General features: G+C 29.5%; 12 protein-coding genes, 1 pseudogene and 1 riboswitch. Of the genes and pseudogenes, 2 read left to right on the forward strand and 11 right to left on the reverse strand.

Annotation, left to right across the window (positions count from 1 at the left end; all coding sequences use genetic code 11):
* The 9 genes from BN854_RS05935 to BN854_RS05975 all read right to left on the reverse strand — a co-directional run bounded on the left by BN854_RS05935 (position 1) and on the right by BN854_RS05975 (position 15,670).
* Positions 1-909 (reverse strand): AraC family transcriptional regulator, encoded by a 909-nt coding sequence (locus BN854_RS05935; protein WP_030003635.1) that lies wholly within the window; start codon positions 907-909, stop codon positions 1-3.
* Between the two features lie 241 nt (positions 910-1,150).
* Positions 1,151-3,892, reverse strand: coding sequence for a cation-translocating P-type ATPase (locus BN854_RS05940; protein ID WP_030003636.1), 2,742 nt, complete (start codon positions 3,890-3,892; stop codon positions 1,151-1,153).
* A 157-nt stretch (positions 3,893-4,049) separates the two neighbouring features.
* The gene (locus BN854_RS05945) at positions 4,050-6,059 is read right to left on the reverse strand and encodes an ABC transporter ATP-binding protein (RefSeq protein ID WP_030003637.1); all 2,010 of its coding nucleotides are present in this window, start codon (positions 6,057-6,059) and stop codon (positions 4,050-4,052) included.
* A 2-nt stretch (positions 6,060-6,061) separates the two neighbouring features.
* Positions 6,062-7,795 (reverse strand): ABC transporter ATP-binding protein, encoded by a 1,734-nt coding sequence (locus BN854_RS05950; protein WP_030003638.1) that lies wholly within the window; start codon positions 7,793-7,795, stop codon positions 6,062-6,064.
* Between the two features lie 129 nt (positions 7,796-7,924).
* Positions 7,925-8,560 carry a GDSL-type esterase/lipase family protein gene (locus BN854_RS05955; RefSeq protein ID WP_030003639.1) on the reverse strand — a complete coding sequence of 212 codons (636 nt, stop codon included), beginning with the start codon at positions 8,558-8,560 and terminating at the stop codon, positions 7,925-7,927.
* A gap of 127 nt (positions 8,561-8,687) precedes the next feature.
* On the reverse strand, positions 8,688-10,034 hold the full coding sequence (gene pyk, locus BN854_RS05960; RefSeq protein WP_030003640.1) for a pyruvate kinase: 1,347 nt from the start codon (positions 10,032-10,034) through the stop codon (positions 8,688-8,690).
* A 31-nt stretch (positions 10,035-10,065) separates the two neighbouring features.
* Positions 10,066-11,016 carry a 6-phosphofructokinase gene (gene pfkA / locus BN854_RS05965; RefSeq protein WP_030003641.1) on the reverse strand — a complete coding sequence of 317 codons (951 nt, stop codon included), beginning with the start codon at positions 11,014-11,016 and terminating at the stop codon, positions 10,066-10,068.
* Positions 11,017-11,990: 974 nt separating this feature from the next.
* Positions 11,991-14,342, reverse strand: coding sequence for a hypothetical protein (locus tag BN854_RS05970; protein WP_030003642.1), 2,352 nt, complete (start codon positions 14,340-14,342; stop codon positions 11,991-11,993).
* An 89-nt stretch (positions 14,343-14,431) separates the two neighbouring features.
* Positions 14,432-15,670: a hypothetical protein gene (locus BN854_RS05975; RefSeq protein WP_030003643.1), complete on the reverse strand. Its 1,239-nt coding sequence runs from the start codon at positions 15,668-15,670 to the stop codon at positions 14,432-14,434.
* 79 nt (positions 15,671-15,749) lie between these two features.
* A riboswitch (purine riboswitch) is annotated at positions 15,750-15,850 on the reverse strand.
* Between the two features lie 175 nt (positions 15,851-16,025).
* Between BN854_RS05975 and BN854_RS05980 the strand changes: the two genes are divergently transcribed.
* The gene (locus BN854_RS05980; protein WP_030003644.1) at positions 16,026-17,270 is read left to right on the forward strand and encodes a 6-phosphofructokinase; all 1,245 of its coding nucleotides are present in this window, start codon (positions 16,026-16,028) and stop codon (positions 17,268-17,270) included.
* Positions 17,270-18,673, forward strand: a complete 1,404-nt coding sequence (locus BN854_RS05985; protein ID WP_030003645.1) for an O-antigen ligase family protein — start codon at positions 17,270-17,272, stop codon at positions 18,671-18,673. The genes BN854_RS05980 and BN854_RS05985 overlap by 1 nt, the downstream gene beginning before the upstream one ends.
* A gap of 41 nt (positions 18,674-18,714) precedes the next feature.
* Here the strand turns inward: BN854_RS05985 and galE are convergent.
* Together galE and BN854_RS05995 are read right to left on the reverse strand one after the other, a co-directional pair.
* Positions 18,715-19,706, reverse strand: a pseudogene (gene galE, locus BN854_RS05990) (UDP-glucose 4-epimerase GalE).
* Positions 19,703-21,217, reverse strand: coding sequence for a sensor domain-containing diguanylate cyclase (locus tag BN854_RS05995; RefSeq protein ID WP_030003648.1), 1,515 nt, complete (start codon positions 21,215-21,217; stop codon positions 19,703-19,705). Before BN854_RS05995 ends, galE begins: the two are co-directional and overlap by 4 nt.
* Positions 21,218-21,241 lie beyond the last annotated feature (24 nt).

The raw sequence follows: 21,241 nt of genomic DNA on the forward strand, positions 1-21,241 counted from the left end.
TTATCTTTTTATAAATGGAATCCATAATTCCATATAAATAACATCATTTTTTTCTATATGTGGGTAAATTTCTGGGAAGAATCCATCAGCTCTTAAACCATGTTCTCTTAACCAAAATCTAGTATGTTTCATAACTTTTGACATCGCAACTGTTGTGAGTTCATATAAACTTTGTGCCTCAAATCTACAAACCAAATACTCTCTTACTGGTAGAATAAATTGATCTAATTTACTATTTTTATAATTTAAATCCGGTTCGATACCACAAAAGTATGTCGAGTATCCATCTTTTGCATCTCCATGATAAGAAACACCAATCATTCTAGGTTCTTTCTTGTTTGGTATTTTATTCTTTTCTTCAAAAAAATTCTTCCAAATAAGTGCAGGTCCTGAAATTCCTGGTCGTTCTCCTGACATTTTGCCACTTTCAAATTTAAAATAACCAGTAACACCAATAAATCTAATTTCTTTATCCAGTGTCATTTTATTGTACTCTAAAACTAAGCCTTCCGTAATTAAAGGGACACCTTCATCTACCATTACATAATTTAATAGTAAATCTGGTTTTTCAAAATTATCTAGTTCCAAATCTTTTTTTCTATATTCAAGTGGTGTTATACCATATGTGTTTTTAAATGCTCTTGTAAAAGTTTCATGATTTAAAAACCCATATTCTAATGAAACTATAGAAACTAATTTTTTCTTATTTTTTAAATCTATAGAAGCTCTAGCTAGTTTTCTTAATTTGATATATTCTCTTACTGGTTTTTTGATGAGCCTTGTAAATAATCTTTGATAATAAAAGGGTGAAAGTTTTGCGATTGAAGCAAGCTCATTAATTTCTATATCTTTTCTTATGTTATCCTCAATATAATCTACTGTTTCTTGAATGGATTCCCAAGCATGCATTTTCCCACCTCTTTTTATTATAAGTATATCACATAAAGATAATAAAAATTTGACTCTATATGCTCATTTTTAAAAATTCAAATAAGTATTATCTATTTGGATTTTAGTTTTTTATTTCTTTAATATGGATGTAGAAACCTACCTTTTAACTCAATTAAAAGAAAATTTTATAATAATACATTAACCTCTATTATAAAAAAATCCCCTAACAGAATAACTGCTAAGGAATTTTAATATTATATTACATATTTGAATAATCTATTTTATGTTTCTTTAAATATATTCTATGTATTAATTTTTCAATTTCTACAAATATAAATGGTACAAACGAGAACACAGCAACTAATAAATATTGAAGTGGGGTCAAGTATACTAAATTAAATAAACCTTGTACACCCGGTACTAATGATAAAATAAGTACAATCACTAGAGAACCAAATGTTGCCCAATAAAGCCATTTATTAAAATCATGTGGCTTAAATGCTGATGCTACATTTGATCTTTGATTCACAGAGTGTAATAACTGTGAAATCGATAAAATCATAAATGACATAGTCATAGCAACCGGTTGACTATCTACTACTAAAATCCCATATGCATAAGCTGCAAATGATGCAATTAAAGTAAATACTCCATGAGTGATTACTCTTACTACTAACCCGTCTGAAAAAAGAGAGTTTGTTTTAAGTGGTTTTTCTTTCATGATATTTCTACCCGCTGGATCTACACCTAAGGCAAGTGCTGGAATTGAATCTGTAATTAAGTTAATTACTAAAATATGAATAGCAATAAGAGGTGTTGGCCATCCTAATATTTGCGCTAGAATAATCATTAAAATTTCAGCAACGTTTCCAGCTAATAAGAATTGAACTACCTTTATAATATTTTTATAAATACGTCTACCTTCTTTAATAGCTACTTCAATTGTTTTAAAATCATCATCAAGTAAGATTAAGTCTGCTGCATCTTTAGCTACTTCGGTTCCACTTCCCATAGCAATACCAATATGAGCTGCTTTTAGGGCTGGAGCATCGTTAACACCATCACCTGTCATTGCAGTAATTTCTCCAACTTCATTCATTACTTTAACAATTCTAAGTTTTTCTTGTGGTGAAACTCTTGAAAAGACAGTTACTTTTTTAATAATAAGTTTCAATTCTTCATCAGTCATTTTTTCTAATTCATCTTGACCAACTGCTAAATCTCCACGATTTTCATCAAATATTTCTAAACTTTGTGCAATAGCGACAGCCGTTAATTTATGGTCTCCTGTAATCATTACTGTACGAACACCTGCATCACGACAACTTCTGATTGCGGATAAAACCTCTGTTCTAGGAGGATCTATCATACCTGTTAATCCAATGAATGTTAAACCTTCTTCAACATCATCGCCTTCTTCAGGAACTTCTTTAATTTCTTTTGTGGCAAACCCTAGAACTCTTAATGCTCTTTTAGCCATTTGAGTTGATAAAGTTAAAATTTGTTTTTTATCTTCTAAGGTGATTTTTCTAATACCATCTTCATCTAAAAAGTGTGTAACTTCATCTAAAACTTCTTCTATTGCACCTTTAGTGTAACCAATTAGTTTCTCTTTATCTTTTACTACAACACTCATCATTTTTCTATCAGAATCAAATGGTTGTTCAAATACACGTTCGTATTTTTCATCTATTTCATCTAAATCTATTTTATTAACCTTACCAAAATATAGTAACGCTCCTTCTGTTGGATCACCAATAATGTTATTTTCATCATCAGGGTCAAACTCGGCATTATTACACAGCATAGCTGCTTTTAATAAGGGTTGATATATTTTATCGTTAATTGGTTTATTTTCAACAATTCTTGTTTTACCTTGCTTAAAATCTCCGTTTACAGCAACTTCAACAACAGTCATTTTATTTTGTGTTAAAGTCCCTGTTTTGTCGCTACATACAACAGTTGCACTACCTAGTGTTTCAACTGCAGGAAGTTTTTTTACAAGGGCATTTTTCTTTGCCATTCTTGTAACACCAAGTGCCATAATTACTGTTGCAATAGTAGGTAATCCTTCAGGTATTACACCAATTGCAAGCGCAACAGCTGTCATTAATGTTGGCATGAAACTTACGAATGTCATCGGGTTATTCGCCCAATCCCATCTAATTAAATCCAATCCAATAACAATGCTACATACAAAGATTGCAACAATACTTAAATTATGTCCTAATTTAGCTAACTTAATTTTAAGTGGGGTATCAACGTTTTCTTGGGTATTAAGTGATTGAGCGATTTTACCTACTTCACTTCTCATTGCAGTTTCAACTACAATACCATAACCATTACCGCCTGTTACAATTGTTGACATATACGCCATATTTAATCTATCACCAATTGAAAGATTTTCTTCTATTTCTATTTCAGCATCTTTAATAACTGGAACAGATTCACCAGTCAAAGCAGCTTCTTGTATAGCCAATTCACTTGTATCAAATAAACGTAGATCTGCAGGAACAATATCTCCTGCTTCAAGATAAACAATATCTCCTCTTACAAGTTCTCTTGTTAATACAATACTAAGTTCACCTTCTCTTAAAACTTTAGCGTGTGGTGCACTTAAATCTTTTAACGCATCTAATGCATTTTCTGCTTTTCTTTCTTGAACAATTGCAATTGTACTATTAAGAATTACAATCGTAAATATTACAATAGATTCAATATAATCTACTGTTCCATTTGTCATTTGTTCAACAATCGCTAATACTAACGATATACTGGCAGCAATCATTAAGATAATATTTGTTTTATCTTTTAATTGCTCTAAAATCATCTTACCAACTGATTTTCTTTTTTTACCTTGGAGTTCGTTATATCCATCCTTGGTTAATCTAAGTAAAGCTTCTTTATCAGAAAGACCTTCCTTAGTTGTATTAAGTTGCCTTAATACCTCATCTTCATTTTCTTTATGCCACAATCGCGGCTGACTACTTTCGGCTTCCATTTTTGGAAAAGCACATCCTTTCTTTTCTTGTTTCTATTGTTAAGAAACTGATTAAAATTATAACATTTTTCACCTTAAAAATCAATTATTATTCTCTGCTATTAAAAAAATAATGGATTAAGAATACCTTCCTAATCCACTACCATATTTTTGACACTTACATTATCTCTTCTATTTTTACTTGCGATCTATAAATATTTGCATAAACACTATTATTTTTAAGTAGTGCTTCATGGGTTCCTTCTTCTACTTTTAATCCATTTTCTAAAACAACTATTTTGTTCGCTTTTTTAATTGTTGATAATCTATGTGCAATAACAATGGTTGTTCTATTCTTCTTAACTTCTTCTAAAGCTCTTTGGATCATTTCTTCAGTCTCAGTATCTATATTAGCAGTTGCTTCATCCATAATTAAAATAGAGGGATTATGCAGGATTGCTCTAGCAAAACTGATAATTTGTTTTTCTCCCACACTTAAATTACTTCCACCTCTAACAATTTTTTGGTGTATTCCAAATTCAAGTTTATCTAATAGTTTTCCACCACCCACTAATCTTAACGTTTCTTCTATTAGTTCATCACTTGCTTCTGCACCAAATCTAATATTATCTGCAAGAGTTCCTTTAAACATAATTGGGTCTTGTAAAATGATACCTATATGTTTACGGTAAGTTCTTTTACTATATGTATCTATTGGTAAATCATCAATGTATATATTTCCCATATCATCATCTTTAAAGTCATAAAACCTTAACAGTAAATTCATCAGTGTTGATTTTCCAGAACCTGTATGTCCAACAATTCCTATCATCTGCCCTGGATCAATAGTCAAATCTATTCCTTTTAATACAGGTTGGTTTTCTACATATGAAAACCATACACCATCAAAAACAACTTTTCCCTTATATCTGTCGATTTCATGGTATTCATCATCTTCTTTTACACTATCTATTAAATTAAATAATCTTTCAGATCTTACAACAGCATGTTGATAATTTCCAATTTCTCTAAATAACATCATGACAGGTTCTACTAGTCTAGATAAATAATCATTATACGCATATATCAAGCCAGCTGTAGCGACAAAACCATATATATTTAATGAGTTATACCCAAAATATAAAATAATTAGAGCTGTTATTGATGCACCTAATAATCTAATAAGATTCCAACCCATACCCAAATGTAATCGTGATTCTTTTAACTGTTCTCTTCTAAATTCATTTGATACTTGATTAAACGTTTCAATTGTTTCATCTTTATAATTATAAACTTGTAAAATCCCTATGCCATTAATAATTTCATTTAGTTGTGCTGTAATCATTGAACGGCTCTCATTTGTTTTTTCTGCACTTCTTCTTAATCTCTTAATAAAGGCTTTTAACCATATATAAATAATAGGATATAAAACAAATGTAATAAGTGATAATTGCCAGTTTAAATAAAACATTCCAATATATGCAAATACAACTGCTAAGGTTGCATTCACCATTAAATTCATTAAGATATTAAAAAGGCTATTTATTCCATTAACATCATTAATAATACGATTAGCAATTTTTCCAGCTGGTTCTTTTTCAAACCGATCCATCGGAAGTAAGGTCAAAGCCTTGATAGCATCTATTCTGGCATCTTTAATAATATTAATTGTTATGTGTGAAGTTGCAGTTCTTTGAATATATAAAAATGCAATTTGCAAGAAATACCTTAAAACAAGCAATACTAAAAGAATAATTAAAGGATTAATAAAGGGTGAGTAAAAATCTTTTACTTCGTTTATATCTAGTTGTATTAAATTATATTTTGTGACTAAGTTATTTGTATCTGTAACTATTAAAGTATTATTTTCTACATGATAATTACCTTGAATTACTATATCATCTACTGCATAATACTTTCCCTTAACAATAACAACGGATAAAACATTTTCTGTTTTAGTTTCTTGTTGTTGGTAGTATTTTCCATTATACAAAACTGATTTTTCTGTCTTTTCAACTGTTTCATACCAAGGTTCTTTGATTGCTACTAACTGATCATCTAAAATAGATTTAACAAGGAGTGGAGCTGCTAAATTAAGCGATTGTATTACTAACATCGAAAATAATGCAATCACTAACGCCTTCTTATAATTTCTAATATATCTCCATATTTTTCTTATAGCTTTCATAATTACACCATTGTCACTTGTTGAATATATTGCTTTTTATACCAGCCATCTTCTCGCAATAATTCTTCATGTGTTCCCTTACTTGAAATACGTCCATTTTCTAAAACCAAAATAATATCAGCATCTCTTACTGCTGAAAATCTATGGGCAACAATTATATTTGTTTGTTCACTTCGATTAAGTCTTAATTGCTCTAAAATATTAGCTTCTGTTTTAGCATCAACTGCGGATAAAGAATCGTCTAAGATTAATATATCTGGATTTTTAACAAGTGCTCGTGCAATAGATAGTCTTTGTTTTTGTCCACCTGATAATGTCATACCAGATTCACCAACCATCGTATGAACTCCTTGATTAAGATAATTAATGTCTTTCCTAAAATCTGCCATCAGAATCGCTCTTTCAAGTTCCAAAGTGCTTGCCATAGGGTTTCCCATAAGAATATTTTTGTCAACTGGTTTTCTAAAAAGTGTATGTTCTTGTGGCACATAACCTACTAGTTTTCTAACATCTTCTATTCTATATTGTTTAATATTAACATCATCAATATAGATGTTTCCACTTGTTGTATTAAATTGTCTTAAAAGTTGTCTAATTAAAGTAGATTTACCAGCACCAGTTGGTCCAACTATACCAATTGTCTGCCCCTTTTTAATTGAGAAACTAATATCTTTAATAACAGGCTGCTTATCAAAAGGGTATTTATATGTAACATTATCAAATGTTATTGTATTAAAATGAATAATATTTTGTGCCGTCTCATCATTTTTAACTTTAGGAACTTCATTCATAATTTCATCATATCTATCAATAGATGTTACTGCATTATTAATTTGGGTAAATACTGTTGAAATAGAAATAATTGGACTATAAAGTTGTCCAATATAAGCAATAAATGTTACTAATAAACCAACTGTTAATTGTTGATTAATAATAAAATACACACCAAATACAAAGGCTAAACTATAACTGATGCCATAGACTACTTCAAATAAAGGATTAAACCAGTTTTCATATTTAACAATATAACTCCATGATTTGATGTCTGCCTTAATCGCATCATTTGTTTTTTCTAGGTCGTTATCCTCTTCTACATATGCTCTTAAGGTTTTTTGACCTTCTGTCGTTTCTAGTACTTTTTCAGCCATTTGACTATATATTTCTTGATGTTTTTTTACATATCTTCTTTTCTTTTGTCTAATTAAATTAAGTATGGTTAACCCTATCGGCATGATTGTAACTGAAATGAGGGTTAATCTCAAGTGTATACTCACGCTCATAATTCCTATAGCTAAAATAATTGTTGAAACGTTAAATACTAACCCTTCAAGAAGAGATGTAGCAGCAACTGTTATATTTTCTAAATGCTCTGTGGCACGAGCAATTAAGTCACCTTTACTATATTTCTCATAAAACTCTAGATCCATTTCAAATAAGTGTGATAGGTATTTTTCTCTTAATTCATACGCAAGTTTTTGAGCCAACTTTCCCATTAGGTAATTATATATATAACTCATTAAATACCTTGTTACAGGAATAAGAAGTAAAACTCCTACATAAAATATTAATTTATGCATTGTAAGTTCGTTATTAACAATAACATCTATTGCTTGTCCTAGAAAGAGGGCAGGTAATAGAGCTAATATGTTAATTGCAAGTAATACCGTTAATAAAACTAAGTATGTTAGCCATTCTTTTTTTATAAACCATCCAATTTTTTTAAAAATATGTATCATGTTAGCACCTATATTTTCTTTTATATAGTAAAGTATATCACATTATTTGAGATTAGATTTTATAGACTATAAAAATATTTAATTATTGATTTATAAAAAAATATAGCCCTTTAAAAAAGGCTATACTTACTATATATATGTCTTTATGATACTACTTATTTCTACATAGCCATAATGATTTAAATGAATGCCATCATCCGTATACCACTCTTCTAATACTCCGGCGCCATCTTTTAGGCTGTCATTAATATCAATGAAATTTTCTACTTTTTGTGCTAATATTTGATTCATTTCATCTAGTTCTTCATTGGTTCTATTAGCAACATAAAGAGCTCTGGTTTTTTTATGTTCTAATGGTAAAACAGGAGTTAGCGATAAATAATAAACTTTTGTTTGAGGTAATTTAGTTTTTACATAGTCTAAAGTATTTAAAATATTTATAAGTGCTTCTTCTTTACTTGCATGTAATAATACTAAATCATTTGATCCTATATGTAAAAATAATTTACTAGGGTTTAATGGAACAACTATCTTATCAAAGACTTCTAAAAAATCTTTTGTTGTATATCCTGCAATCCCACGATTTACTACATTATTATCAAAATATTCTTCAACATGATAATTTTCAATAATTGAATCTCCAGATAAAACAATAAGTCCTTGCTTGAGTGTTTCATTTTCTTCAATAAACTTTGTAACCCTTCTATTTCCTTTAATATCAATAACTTTTTTTAAACTTTCTAATTGCTTGTCTGTTGGTAACATTATTTACACATCCTATACTTTTATCATTAGTATTATAGCATTTTTTATAACTTAATTCTAACTAATGGCTTTTGGCAATAAAAAAACTGCAGGATTTAGTCCCACAGTTTTGTGTAATTATTATTTATTATAGTTCTTCTATATTTAATGAATTTCCAGCAATACTTACTACATATTCACCTTTTTCAATTCCTAATGAAGCTAATTTTTGTTCTGCTTCATTAGCAGTTAAAACTGGTAATACTGCAAAGTTAATCGCTAAACTTTGTGCTTCTTTTAAGTCTTTAACAACAGCTACTACTGGAACTGATGGATGGAACTTAGAAACTGCTTTAGCATATTCTAATCCATAAACAACGATTGCGTTTAATTCAAAATTGATTGCTGATTGAACTGCATTTAAAGCAAGAGCATCAACAACACCATCAGCTTCTGGATAATCTAAGAAATCTTCATAGAATAAATCTTCTTCAGCTTTAGCATCAATTTTAGCCATGAATGTAACTGCTTCAACTGGATAATCTCCAGCAGCTGATTCACCACTTAACATTGTAGCAGATGTTCCTTCACGTACTGCATTAGCAACGTCTGAAACTTCAGCTCTTGTAGGTCTTGGATTTTTTTGCATTGATTCTAACATTTGAGTTGCAACGATAACTGTTTTTCCTGCAGCTAAACATTTATCAATCATTTCACTTTGGTATGAAGGAACTAATTCAGCAGCAACTTCAATTCCTAAATCTCCACGAGCAACCATGATACCATCTACTACTTCAATAATATCATCTAAGTTATCCATACCTTCCTGGTTTTCAATCTTAGCGATAATTTGAACATCTTTACCGCCATTTGCATCTAAAATTTTACGAACTTCTAATGCATCTTCAGCACGACGTACAAATGATGCAGCAACGAAGTTATATCCTTTTTCAGCTGCGAATTTAATATCACTAGCATCTTTTTCAGAAACGAAAGGCATATTTAATACAACATTTGGAACGTTAACACCACGACGTGATTTTACAGTGTGTGTATTTTTTGCAACTGTTACTAATTCATTAGCTTTAGCATCTTTTTTAACTACTTCTAAAGTTAAGTAACCATCATCAACAGTAACAACATCTCCCACTTTCATATCATTAAATAAACCTGGGTATGATACTGAGAATTTTTGTGCATTTCCTAATACTGGTTCAAAAGCAATTCTTACTTCTGATCCTTTTGTGATTTCAACTTTACCATCAAATTCGTGAGTTCTAATTTCTGGACCTTTAGTATCTAACATTGTAGCTACATAAGTTCCTAGTTCTTTGTTTAATTCTTGTACAGTTTGTAATCTCTTACCATGTTCTTCATAATCTCCATGAGAAAAGTTAAAACGAGCTACGTTTAATCCTGCTTTAATTAAAGATCTCATTACATCTTTATTTTCTGAGGCTGGTCCTAGAGTACATACAATTTTTGTTTTACGCATAATATAATTTCCTTTCTATTTTTAAATCTTATTAAGATATTTTATCTAATAATGGATATAAATCATTTTTAGGTCTTTCTTGGTCTAAAACATTTACAAATGGTAAGTGAATCATTCTAGAATCTCTAATTCCAACACAACAACCATATATATTCTGACTTAATAAATCAACTGCATAAGATCCCATTCTAGAACCTAGAATTCTATCTTCTGGAACAGGTTGCCCACCTCTTTGAATATAGCCAAGAACGGTTGCCCTTGAAGCGAATCCACTTGCTTCAGTAATCTCTTTGGCTAGTTCATGAACATTAAATTGATTTTCAGTCACTACAATAATTGCGTGTCTTCTATTTGTTTCTTTAAACTCTTTCATTCGTTCAATGATTTTTTTCTTATTAATAGGATTTTCAGGAGTAATAATAAATTCTGCTCCACCACAAATACCAGCATATAAAGCTAAGTCGCCACTTCTACGTCCCATCACCTCAACGATACTACATCTTTGGTGAGAGGTTGATGTATCTCTTAGTTTATCAATAGCATCAACAATCGTTGTAAGGGCTGTATTAAATCCAATAGTAAAATCAGTACCAACAATATCATTATCGATTGTTCCTGGAATTCCAATACATTTAATACCTAATTTTCCTAAAGCAAGTGCACCTCTATAAGAACCATCTCCGCCAATAACAATTAAGGCTTCAATACCACGTTCTTTTAAATTTTTACACGCTACTTCACGAACTGCTTCATCCTTAAATTCTGGTAATCTGGCTGTCCCAAGAAATGTCCCACCCTTAGTTAAAAGTCCTGATACGGCATCATGGTTTAAAAGTATCATACGATCTTCTAATAATCCTTTATATCCATCTAAGACACCATAAACTTCAAACCCGTAATGTAGACTTGCTCTTACAACGGCTCTTATTGCCGCGTTCATTCCTGGAGCATCCCCACCTGAGGTTAATACAGCAATTTTCATACTCTTTTCCTCCAATAATAAGATACCTATTACTAGTTAATATTATAGCATAAAAAGTGAAAACTTAAACTAGTGATTTATGTATTATTGCGAAAAAACATGAAAGTCTTAATTTGGATTGTATGAATCTTTATTTTGATATATAATCAAACTAATAGTTTAAATAGATAATATTCAATTTTAGACAATATGATAATACCGTAAAATTGTTAAGATTTGAATACTTTAGTTACAGAATTGGACTCTTAGATATGATTCATAACAATCATTTGATCACAGTGCATCTAACCTTAAAAAAGAGAAAATTACCTCACCTTTATGTAAAACTGAGGATATTTATTTTCGTGGCTTCAGACTTAAAAAAATTATTCACAGTATTTCTATAGAAGATAAAATCACGATAGATTACAACTCAAGAAGGTATCAGTGTCAAAACTGCAATAAAGTCATAAGCAAAAACTATCCATATTAGAATATTTAAAAGGTTTCAATCATACCTTTACTGATACAGCTAAATTATTTCATGTATATACTTAAAGTGTGATTGATATCTTCGGTAAGTCTATTGAGGCTAGGTCCAGTTTACTACCAGAGGTTATATGTATAGATGAAGCCTTTACTTCTAAGTTGAATAAATATAAATACAATTGCGTTTTATTAAACTTTAAATCATGAAAATTAATTGAAGTTATCACAACCCACCATAAAAGCTATTTAATTGAATATTTAAACGGCATATCTTTAAGTGAAAAATCCTCTGTTAAGTACTTTATCATGTATTAAATTTTACTTAGTCCAATATATAGGATTCATTACAATTGCAAGTTCTTTTCTAGTATCATAAAAATATGGATATCATAACGTAGTCATAAGATTAAGGTCTTGTGGCAGAAGCTCAAAAGCCAAAGTTAGGTTTATATCTATTTCATTTTTTATTATATATATAACTTAAAAAATAAATTATTTTTCTATCACTATGCCAATTGTTTTCCAATCTGATCACCTTTAGCATAAAGTGCTTGGTCAAAATAATGAGTTTCTTTCCACCACCATGTCCCTGTTTCCCATGTAACCGTTTGTAAATTACCTTTATGAACTGCCCCTTTTAAATCTGACTTAGAATATACATCAGTACGATAGTTCTCACCAATAAAAATTCCTATAATTGGTTGTAAAGTTCTGCTCTCTGACTTTTCGCCTGCATAGTATATTTGAATATTGTTATCTATTGCTGCTAATACTGACCCATCATTTACTGCAACTATTCCTCCTGTAACCCGTTTAACATCTACTGCAGCAGAACCAACAAATATTGTTCCAAAAAAACTAGAGTTTTCTACATAAGCTAATGCAGCATTATATCCTACTATTCCACCTGTATTGCCAAAATATCCAAATCCGCTATTTGCTATAACTTTACAATCACTGATTAATCTTCGATTTTCTCCCGCAATTCCCCCTACATACTGATAAATATTATATGTTATACTTGTATCATATTTATTATATATACAGTTCATTATTGTACCATAATTTATACCCGTAAACATTCCTATATAAGCGAATTTATCGTTATGGATTTCTCTTTTAACTTTAGACTCTATTCCAGATTTCTCTAGAGTTAAATAATATATGGTGCCGTAATTCTCCTCAATGAAACCATAGTAATCTAAACTCAAATCTGTAATTATTATCTTAACTCCACTAATTTTTTTTCGATTTCCTCTAATTACTCCCTTGAATTTTCCTCTTATAAAACTATTTTCAACTATGTATCCTGAAGGAAATATAATATCATTTTTTATTTCATAGTAATAAATATTCTCTTCATTTTTCAATTTGTTAATATTATTTAAATTTCTAAAATTTGATACTATGTATGGATTTTGTTGAGAACCATCGCCTTTTTCAAAGTGCGTTCCTATAGTTTGATCATAAATTTCTATTTGCTGTCTTTTCTCACTTTGACTTAAACCATTAAAGCCATCCCAAAAAATATTATAAATATTTCCTTTATTCAGTGTTATCCATTTTACCCTGATTATTACAGTGCCAATTTCTCCACTTAACTTCCCTTTAACAAACTCATTAATGTTGATTGGTTTTGTTCTACTGCTAAAATTATGTACTGTAGGAAAATCATACCATCTTCCGCTAATATTAAATTCTAAATTGAGATCAAATGAACTGGCTGCCTGTGCATCATTCCACTTTATACCATAAAATTCTTCACCATTATATACATTATATGCTTCACCTTCGAATTTATTCATAACATAGACATATAAATATATTGGACTATTATTACTTATACCTTGTATAACTATTCTTTCATTAATCTTAGCGTCTTCGTGAATTACCATTATATTATCAGCGAAGGAGTAACTATTTTCTTCTGAACTAATCGGATATAATTGCTCCATATAGTTATCTAATACTTTCAATTTGATCTTAGTCTTAGTACCCGTTTTAACTCTTATTTCACTGCCCGAAATTTCTTTATCATCAATTTCCCATTTATAATTTTCTTCTGCCTTAACCATAATGGCTCTAACATTTACTTGTGCTTTAACTCTAACCATTATTTCAGAGTTTTTCTCAAGGTAGACTAAAATCAATATGCCTCCGTTTGTTTCCAATACGGTATTATTAGTATTTATGACAGAATACTCTTCAATTTTTTCATAGTTATCTAATTTAATAAAAAAATTTCCTGCTTCATTATTTTTGAAACCTACAATTTTCTCATTATTGTTACTATTTATTACTACTGATGTATCCGTTTCTAAAAAAACTTTTCTTCCAAATTTAAAATTAGCTTTTAAATCCGTAGAATTTATATTTTCTATTAAAATATAGTATTTCCCCATTTTTAAATGTATATCTATCTCATTTATAAGACTTTGTTTCATTAAAACTTTGTCACTATTGAATAAATTTATTCTCATATATGTGCTGCTCACTGAAAATTCATATGCCGTCTCATTTTCTATATTTATAGCGAATAATTCATTTTTTGTAGATTGTGTTCCAAATTTTAGTTCTCTGTCTTGATCTATCTTTTGATAATCACTTGTAATCTTTATTATTCCAGAACCAAAATCACTTGTGTTATCATATTTTATTTTTACTTTATATTTTTTATTTCCCTCTAGATAAATCTTGTTGTTTTCTAAAAAATCTAAATACACTAAGTTATCTAAATCATACACTGATACTATTTTTTTCTTATTATTTTTATCGTGTTCTTGGAATTTATAATATCCATTGTACTCTATTTCAAGATTTAACTCTTGCTCCCCACCTTGGAGTAAATTAAATTCCAAATCTGTTTCTAATTCAATATTTTTGTTACTTAGTTCACCAAAGTTGTACTCACCAATACCAACTTTCGTTACAACTTTTTTTCCTATTTTTATTCACTAACCGATATACCTATACTATTATATAACCTTGTGTAATCTGGGATTCCACTCTCATTTGAGTTATTAACAAGGTAAGTCGCCTTAACATATTGACCATTTCTAAAAACTGCATTACTTTTCTCATGATCTGTAACTATAGAAATTACTTTTTGCAACTTTCCAAAATTAGCTAATTGTCCTCCTTTTGTAATATTGTTTAATGTTAAACCAATATTATTTTTTGAAGCTGTAACCGTTTCAAATTTGTTTAAATTCCCAAATAATTCAACTGTACCTACAGCAAGATCAACAACATCCCAAATAGTTGTAACTAGGGCTAAAACAGGTATTTTTTCTACATAACCGATTCCTGTATGAACAAAATCAAGTAACAATTCTGTTGCCTCACTACTTGAATCTTTAATTGTTGAAGCTTCATATTCATAATATCCTCCAACAAAAAAAGCTCCATTATCATTATGCTGATTATAATTTTCATCTCCAAAGTTTGGTTCATTTTCATTATACATAATCGCCCCAAAGGAAATATTGTTTAAAAAATATTCTTCAGTTTTTACAGTTTGGAGCCATACATTATATTCTGTTATGGAAACACTAGGCTTGAGAGTAACCGTGAATTCAGAATTACTAACTGTTTGATAGTCTACATAGTACGTTGAAAACTTTTCCTCTTCAACGTAATTAGGTTCAATTTCTACAGATAATTTATTACCCAAAACAGTAATATATGTGTATTGAAAAATGGGCATTATTCTGCTTGTAATTTGATCATTATTATTAATTAAATCAAAATTGATAGATATATCAAATACTACAACAATTGATTCATAGTAATCTTTTGTGCGCTTTGTTTCTATGAAGTATCCATACTCTTTACCGATTTCTATTCTTTTTCCAATTGTTGTAAATTCATTTTTAGGCACTATATTAACAATATAATCATCAGAAATAACAGCATTAAATCTGTTCTTGTAACTCAAAAAATTAAGTGATTTATTACCATCTATTACGCTATTAGAAATAAATTTTTTTTCCTCAATAGAGTAGTTATTTCCATAAAGTTTAGGATAATCTAATATTCCCAACATTCGTCCATCTTCTACTATACCAATCTCATCTGAATCCAAAGAAATATCTACTTTATTTTCTTCAAATGCTTGTGTTAAACTAGAATTTATTATTATAAAAAGACCAATAATAAACATTAAAAATAAATTTTTTTTCTTCATATACTCTTCTCCCTTTTCTTGAACTTAGATATAAAAATAAAGGCTACCTAAATTGGCAGCCTTCTTCTAGCATCATGAAAATAAAGATATCATGATACGTAGTCACAAGATTAAGGTCTTGTGGTAGAGACTCAAACCACCAATTAGGTTTATTATACGTTTATATCTATTTCACTTTTGATTATATATAAATAACTTCATATTGTAAAGGTATATCTATTCAGATTTATACGTAAGTTTTTATATATTCGTTTTTTTACGCAACTAAATGCTTACGAAAACACGATAATACACGCTTTCTATTTTAAAAATTGTTCTACTATGATACAATATTTTTAATAGAGGTGAAAGAATTATGAAAAAATTAATCGGTGCCGCTTTATTAGGTCAATCAGGCGGACCTACAAGCGTAATTAATGCCAGTGCCGCAGGAGTTTTCTTAGAAGCTTTAAAGCACGAAGAAATTACTAATGTATATGCTGGTATCCATGGTATTAGGGGAATATTAGACGAAGATTTTTATGATATTAACCAAGAAGATTTAGAAGAACTTGAAAGATTAAAATATACTCCATCTTCAGCAATTGGAAGTGTTCGTTATAAATTAGCTGATCCTTCTAAAGATGATACAGACTATAAACGTTTACTTGAAGTATTTAAAAAATATAATATTCGTTACTTCTTTTATAATGGTGGAAATGATTCAATGGACACTTGTAATAAAATAAGTAAATTCATGCAAAAAGAAAACTGGGATGTAAGAATAGTCGGTGTTCCAAAAACAATTGATAACGATTTAAACGGAACTGATCATACTCCAGGTTTTAGTAGTGCTGCTAAATATGTTGCGACCACATTAATGGAAGTTTATTTAGATGCAACTGTGTATGATATTAAAAATGTAACTATTGTTGAAATCATGGGAAGAAATGCAGGTTGGTTAGCTGCTGCAGCTAACATTCCTAAATCTCTAGGATATGGTCCTGATTTAATTTACCTTCCTGAAGTAGATTTTAATATTGATGATTTTTTCTGCCAAGTAGGAGAATTATTAGAACAAAAAAATGCCGTTGTTATCGCTGTCAGCGAAGGGATTCGTTCAAATGGAAAATACATCCCAGAATTATTTAACGAAAACATTTCAAAAGATGCTTTTGGACATGCTCAGTTAGGTGGAACAGCCTCTATCTTAGCTCATAAAGTGAAAGAAAAATTCGGAACTAAAACAAGAGCAATCGAGTTTAGTTTATTACAAAGAGCAGCTGCTCACCTTGCTTCTCAAACAGATATAGATGAAGCTTATACTGCTGGTTCTAAAGCTGTTTTAGCTGCTTTAGATGGACTTACTGATGTGATGGTTGGATTTAAACGCATCTCTAATAATCCTTATAAAATTGATTATACACTTATACCCTTAGAAACTGCTGCCAATATAGAACAAAAAGTACCATTAGAATGGATTTTACCTCATGGTAAAGGTCTAACAAAAGAATATAATGATTATGTTCTTCCTTTAATTCAAGGTGAAACTAAACTAGAAAAAGAAAACAGCTTACCTAGATTTGCAAGACTTAAAAAAATTAGGGTAGCTAAAAAATAATGACCTGTAATTTAAAAAAGTCTAACATTGAATCATTTTTTAACAGTTACTACTATATTGCATCTGTGGCGCTTATTTCTTATATTATCTGGCTTTTAAGATTCTTCGTTCATGGAGAATCTTTGTATGTTACTACATTTTCTCTTATTTTATTATTAGGAATTGTTTTCGGTAGTATCCTTATTCTATTTAAGAATACTGTTTATACAGTGCCTATAGCCTTAAGTTTATTATTTACCATAGGGATAGCAGGGATGAATCTTGAAACCTTTTCAACAACTTCTCTTGTTATAGTAGGTATAGCGATTGCTACTATTATTTTATCTATTATTGCTCATCTTATCATTTATAAACCTAGCTTTAAATTAAATACTTTTGGAATCAGTTATATTTTAGTAGGGGTCTCATTTATTATTCCATTTATTTATAGAGGAATTAACTCACATAACATGATTGGATTTCTTGGAGTTATCTACTTAATTATTTATTTATTTTATAGTAATACAATAAAAAAAGATAATACTAATTATTTATTTAGAACGTTATTTATTCTATCACTTATGTTATCATTCCAATTAATCGCATGTTTTATTGATAATTTATCTCATTTTGAAGGAAAAAGAATCTCTGATGCCTTAATCTTCCTATTAAAAGGTGGGACAGATCCAGGTTGGGGTAATACAAACGATTTAACTATTCACTTAACCTTATTTTCAGCTTCAACCATTTATTATATGTATAAATACCCCAAAAAGTATTTTCCCTGGTTACACTTATTATTCACTAGTTTTGTGATTGTATTATCAGGAGCTCGTGGTTCTATGGTAACTTCAGTTGCCTTATGGTTGATTATTTTAATCATTACGATTAGGAATAGAAAACTAGGTTCCTTAAAGAGTTTATATATCACTTTAGGTTCTATTGCAATCTTCCTTGGTATATTTTATAATTTTACCTATGAAGTAATAGAAAGCTTTATTGCCTCTTTAAAAGGTGGGACAAATCAAATGTTAACTGGTAGACTTGATTTATATGAGTTAGCTATTGAAGCCTTTAAAAAATATCCTATCTTTGGTAGCGGTTGGGGTGACCTACAACCTGAGTGGCTAGGTGGCGGAACAAGAATTATTGTTTACCATTCTACTTTCTTCCATGCGCTTGCTATTGGTGGTATATTTGGAATTTTAGTTTTAGGCTATCAATTATATGCAACCTTTAAGTTTTTACTCAAACCAACCTATTTGGCTAAGTTTGTTATCTTAATTACATATATTGTTACACAAGTTCATGGTTTATTTGATAATACACAATACATGGTGAATTATACATTATCTACAATTATTATATTTTCTATACTTGAAGCATATGATGCTAGTAAAAAAACAGAAGAATCTACACTATAAAAAAACTCAGCTATCTTTTTAGGTAGTTGAGTTTTTTACTATTATTTTAAGTTTTTTTCAAAATTCCAAGAATCTTTTACCATATCAAAGACTGTTAATTCAGTTTCCCAGCCCAATTCTTTTTTAGCCTTGCTTGCATCTGCATAAGATGTAGCAATATCCCCACTTCTTCTTTCTGTGATTTCATAAGGGATTTTGATATTGTTTTCTTTTTCAAAGGCTTGAACTAATTGTAATACTGAAGTTCCTTTTCCACTTCCTAAGTTATAAATATTAACTTGATTTACAGTATTTTCTAAAGCTTTAACATGCCCTTTTGCTAGATCAACAACATGGATATAATCTCTAACGCCTGTTCCATCTTCTGTATCATAGTCATTCCCAAAGACAAATAGTTTTTCTCTTTTACCTTTAGCCGTTTGTGTAATATATGGCATAAGGTTATTAGGAATACCTTGTGGTAATTCTCCAATTAATCCACTTTCGTGTGCTCCTACTGGATTAAAGTATCTTAAAAGAGTCACATTTAACTCTTTATTGGCAGCTGCCGCATCAGTAAGAATTCTTTCTGACATTGCCTTTGTTTCTCCATATGGATTAGTAGTTTTTCTTAATGCCATTGTTTCAACAAATGGAGATTCGTTATCACCATAGACGGTCGCTGATGAACTAAAGACAAATTTAGGAACTTTATATTCAGTAGCTAACTGGGTTAAGACAATAGTTGATACTAAATTATTATAGTAATACATTAAAGGTTTTTGAACAGACTCTCCAACTGCTTTTAATCCTGCAAAATGAATAATTCCATCAAACTTATTTTCTTTAAATACTTTTTCTAAATCTGATTTAATTGTTACATCAATTTCATAAAATTTAAAATCTTTTTTGAAATTGTTTTAATGTGTTCTAAAGCATCTTTATGACTGTTAACAAAATTATCTACAATCACTACTTCATAATTATTTTTTAGTAGTTCTACTACTGTATGAGAGCCTATATATCCAGCCCCGCCTGTAACTAATATTTTCATCTGATTACCATCCTGTTTGTATTTTTATTGAAGTACATTTTTTTATCTGCACGATCTAGCAATTCTAATATATTTACTCCATCATTAGGTGATATTGCTAATCCGGTACTAATTGTAATAATATATGGTTTACCATCAATTATCATTGGTTTTTCCATGGCTTTTTTAAATTCATCAATCATTTCTATTGTTTTATCCATAGAGATTAAATTTGAGAAGTGGATAACAAATTCATCGCCAGCATATCTTGCCTTTAGACTCTTTTTAAAGTGATTAACCATTCTTTTTGAAATTTCAACTAATAATTTATCCCCTAATAAATGTCCATTTTGATCATTGAGTTCTTTAAAATTATCAATATCTAAAAACAGTATTTTCTGATTATTAGGATCTTCTTGTAAAACCGATTCCATTCTATTGATGAAATACTGTTTCGTGTTTAAAGAAGTCAATGGGTCTTTATTAATCATTTTAGACATATTAGCAGTTGTTACTCCACTTAAGTCTTTATAGGTTGCTACATAGCGAATAATTTGATTTCTGTCATCTTTAATCACAAATACTTGTTTCCAAGCAGGAAGAATTGAACCATCACGTTTTCTTTCCCATGTTTCTCCTTGCCAAAAATCGTTTTTATATAATATTTCTTCTAGTTTATCTGCCATATATTGTTCTGAAAAACTTCTTAGTGCTCTATCAAAGAACTGCATTTTTTCAAATTCTGTCTCATGATATTGGAAAATATTACATAAAGTTTTATTAACATAAATAATTTGCTTTTTATCATTCGCAATAATCACACCATCTGTATGATTATCAATAATTTTTTTATAGCTCTTAAGATCAATATCTGCAATATTATTCATTGGTTTATATGTTACTTGTATACCTATGATTTCTTCTTTATTTAATATTGGGACAAAATCGATATTCATTTTAATCCTATTACCATACTTTGTTTTTCTAGTTGCTAAGATGCAAATATCATGCCCATTTAAAAACATTTCCTTATGGGTATTTATATATTCTTTATCTGTTAAAGATAAATCTAACACATTAGAAAGTATTTTAGACTTTATTTCTTGGTTTGTAAATCCAAAAATTTCTTCAAATTTTTTATTACATCCAATAATTGTACCCGTACTATTAAGAATGACTTTTGCCTCTATCTCATCAAAGAATACTTCGCTTGCTAAAGTCTCTAAATAATCAGCTTCTTTGACTAAATTTGGCATAACTAAATAATAGTTTTCTAATACTTCTACCGTTTTAAATGTTAGAAACTCACTATTTTTTTCATTTCTTATAACATGATTTTTTAAATAGCTTAATGTCACTTCTTCCCCTAGTGCTTCTTGTAAAGTCATACCAACATAAATTCCTAACTTGTCTCTTGATAGTGGTGTATCACACACTATTTCATAATTGTTTGAATCAATGATAAATAATGGTCGCCCCATGTAGATAATTGTATTTTGCAATGCAACCAAAGCTTTGTTTAATTCTTTCATTTTTAAACCCCTTAGCTTTGCTTT

The sequence above is a fragment of the Alteracholeplasma palmae J233 genome, assembly GCF_000968055.1.
Classification (GTDB): domain Bacteria; phylum Bacillota_I; class Bacilli_A; order Acholeplasmatales; family Acholeplasmataceae; genus Alteracholeplasma; species Alteracholeplasma palmae.

Bases quoted from the DNA above. Each gene is read 5' to 3' on its own strand.
- BN854_RS05935 (WP_030003635.1), bottom strand. From the start codon at position 909: ATGCATGCTTGGGAATCCATTCAAGAAACAGTAGATTATATTGAGGAT.
- BN854_RS05940 (WP_030003636.1), bottom strand. From the start codon at position 3,892: ATGGAAGCCGAAAGTAGTCAGCCGCGATTGTGGCATAAAGAAAATGAA.
- BN854_RS05945 (WP_030003637.1), bottom strand. From the start codon at position 6,059: ATGAAAGCTATAAGAAAAATATGGAGATATATTAGAAATTATAAGAAG.
- BN854_RS05950 (WP_030003638.1), bottom strand. From the start codon at position 7,795: ATGATACATATTTTTAAAAAAATTGGATGGTTTATAAAAAAAGAATGG.
- BN854_RS05955 (WP_030003639.1), bottom strand. From the start codon at position 8,560: ATGTTACCAACAGACAAGCAATTAGAAAGTTTAAAAAAAGTTATTGAT.
- pyk (WP_030003640.1), bottom strand. From the start codon at position 10,034: ATGCGTAAAACAAAAATTGTATGTACTCTAGGACCAGCCTCAGAAAAT.
- pfkA (WP_030003641.1), bottom strand. From the start codon at position 11,016: ATGAAAATTGCTGTATTAACCTCAGGTGGGGATGCTCCAGGAATGAAC.
- BN854_RS05975 (WP_030003643.1), bottom strand. From the start codon at position 15,670: ATGAAGAAAAAAAATTTATTTTTAATGTTTATTATTGGTCTTTTTATA.
- BN854_RS05980 (WP_030003644.1), top strand. From the start codon at position 16,026: ATGAAAAAATTAATCGGTGCCGCTTTATTAGGTCAATCAGGCGGACCT.
- BN854_RS05985 (WP_030003645.1), top strand. From the start codon at position 17,270: ATGACCTGTAATTTAAAAAAGTCTAACATTGAATCATTTTTTAACAGT.
- BN854_RS05995 (WP_030003648.1), bottom strand. From the start codon at position 21,217: ATGAAAGAATTAAACAAAGCTTTGGTTGCATTGCAAAATACAATTATC.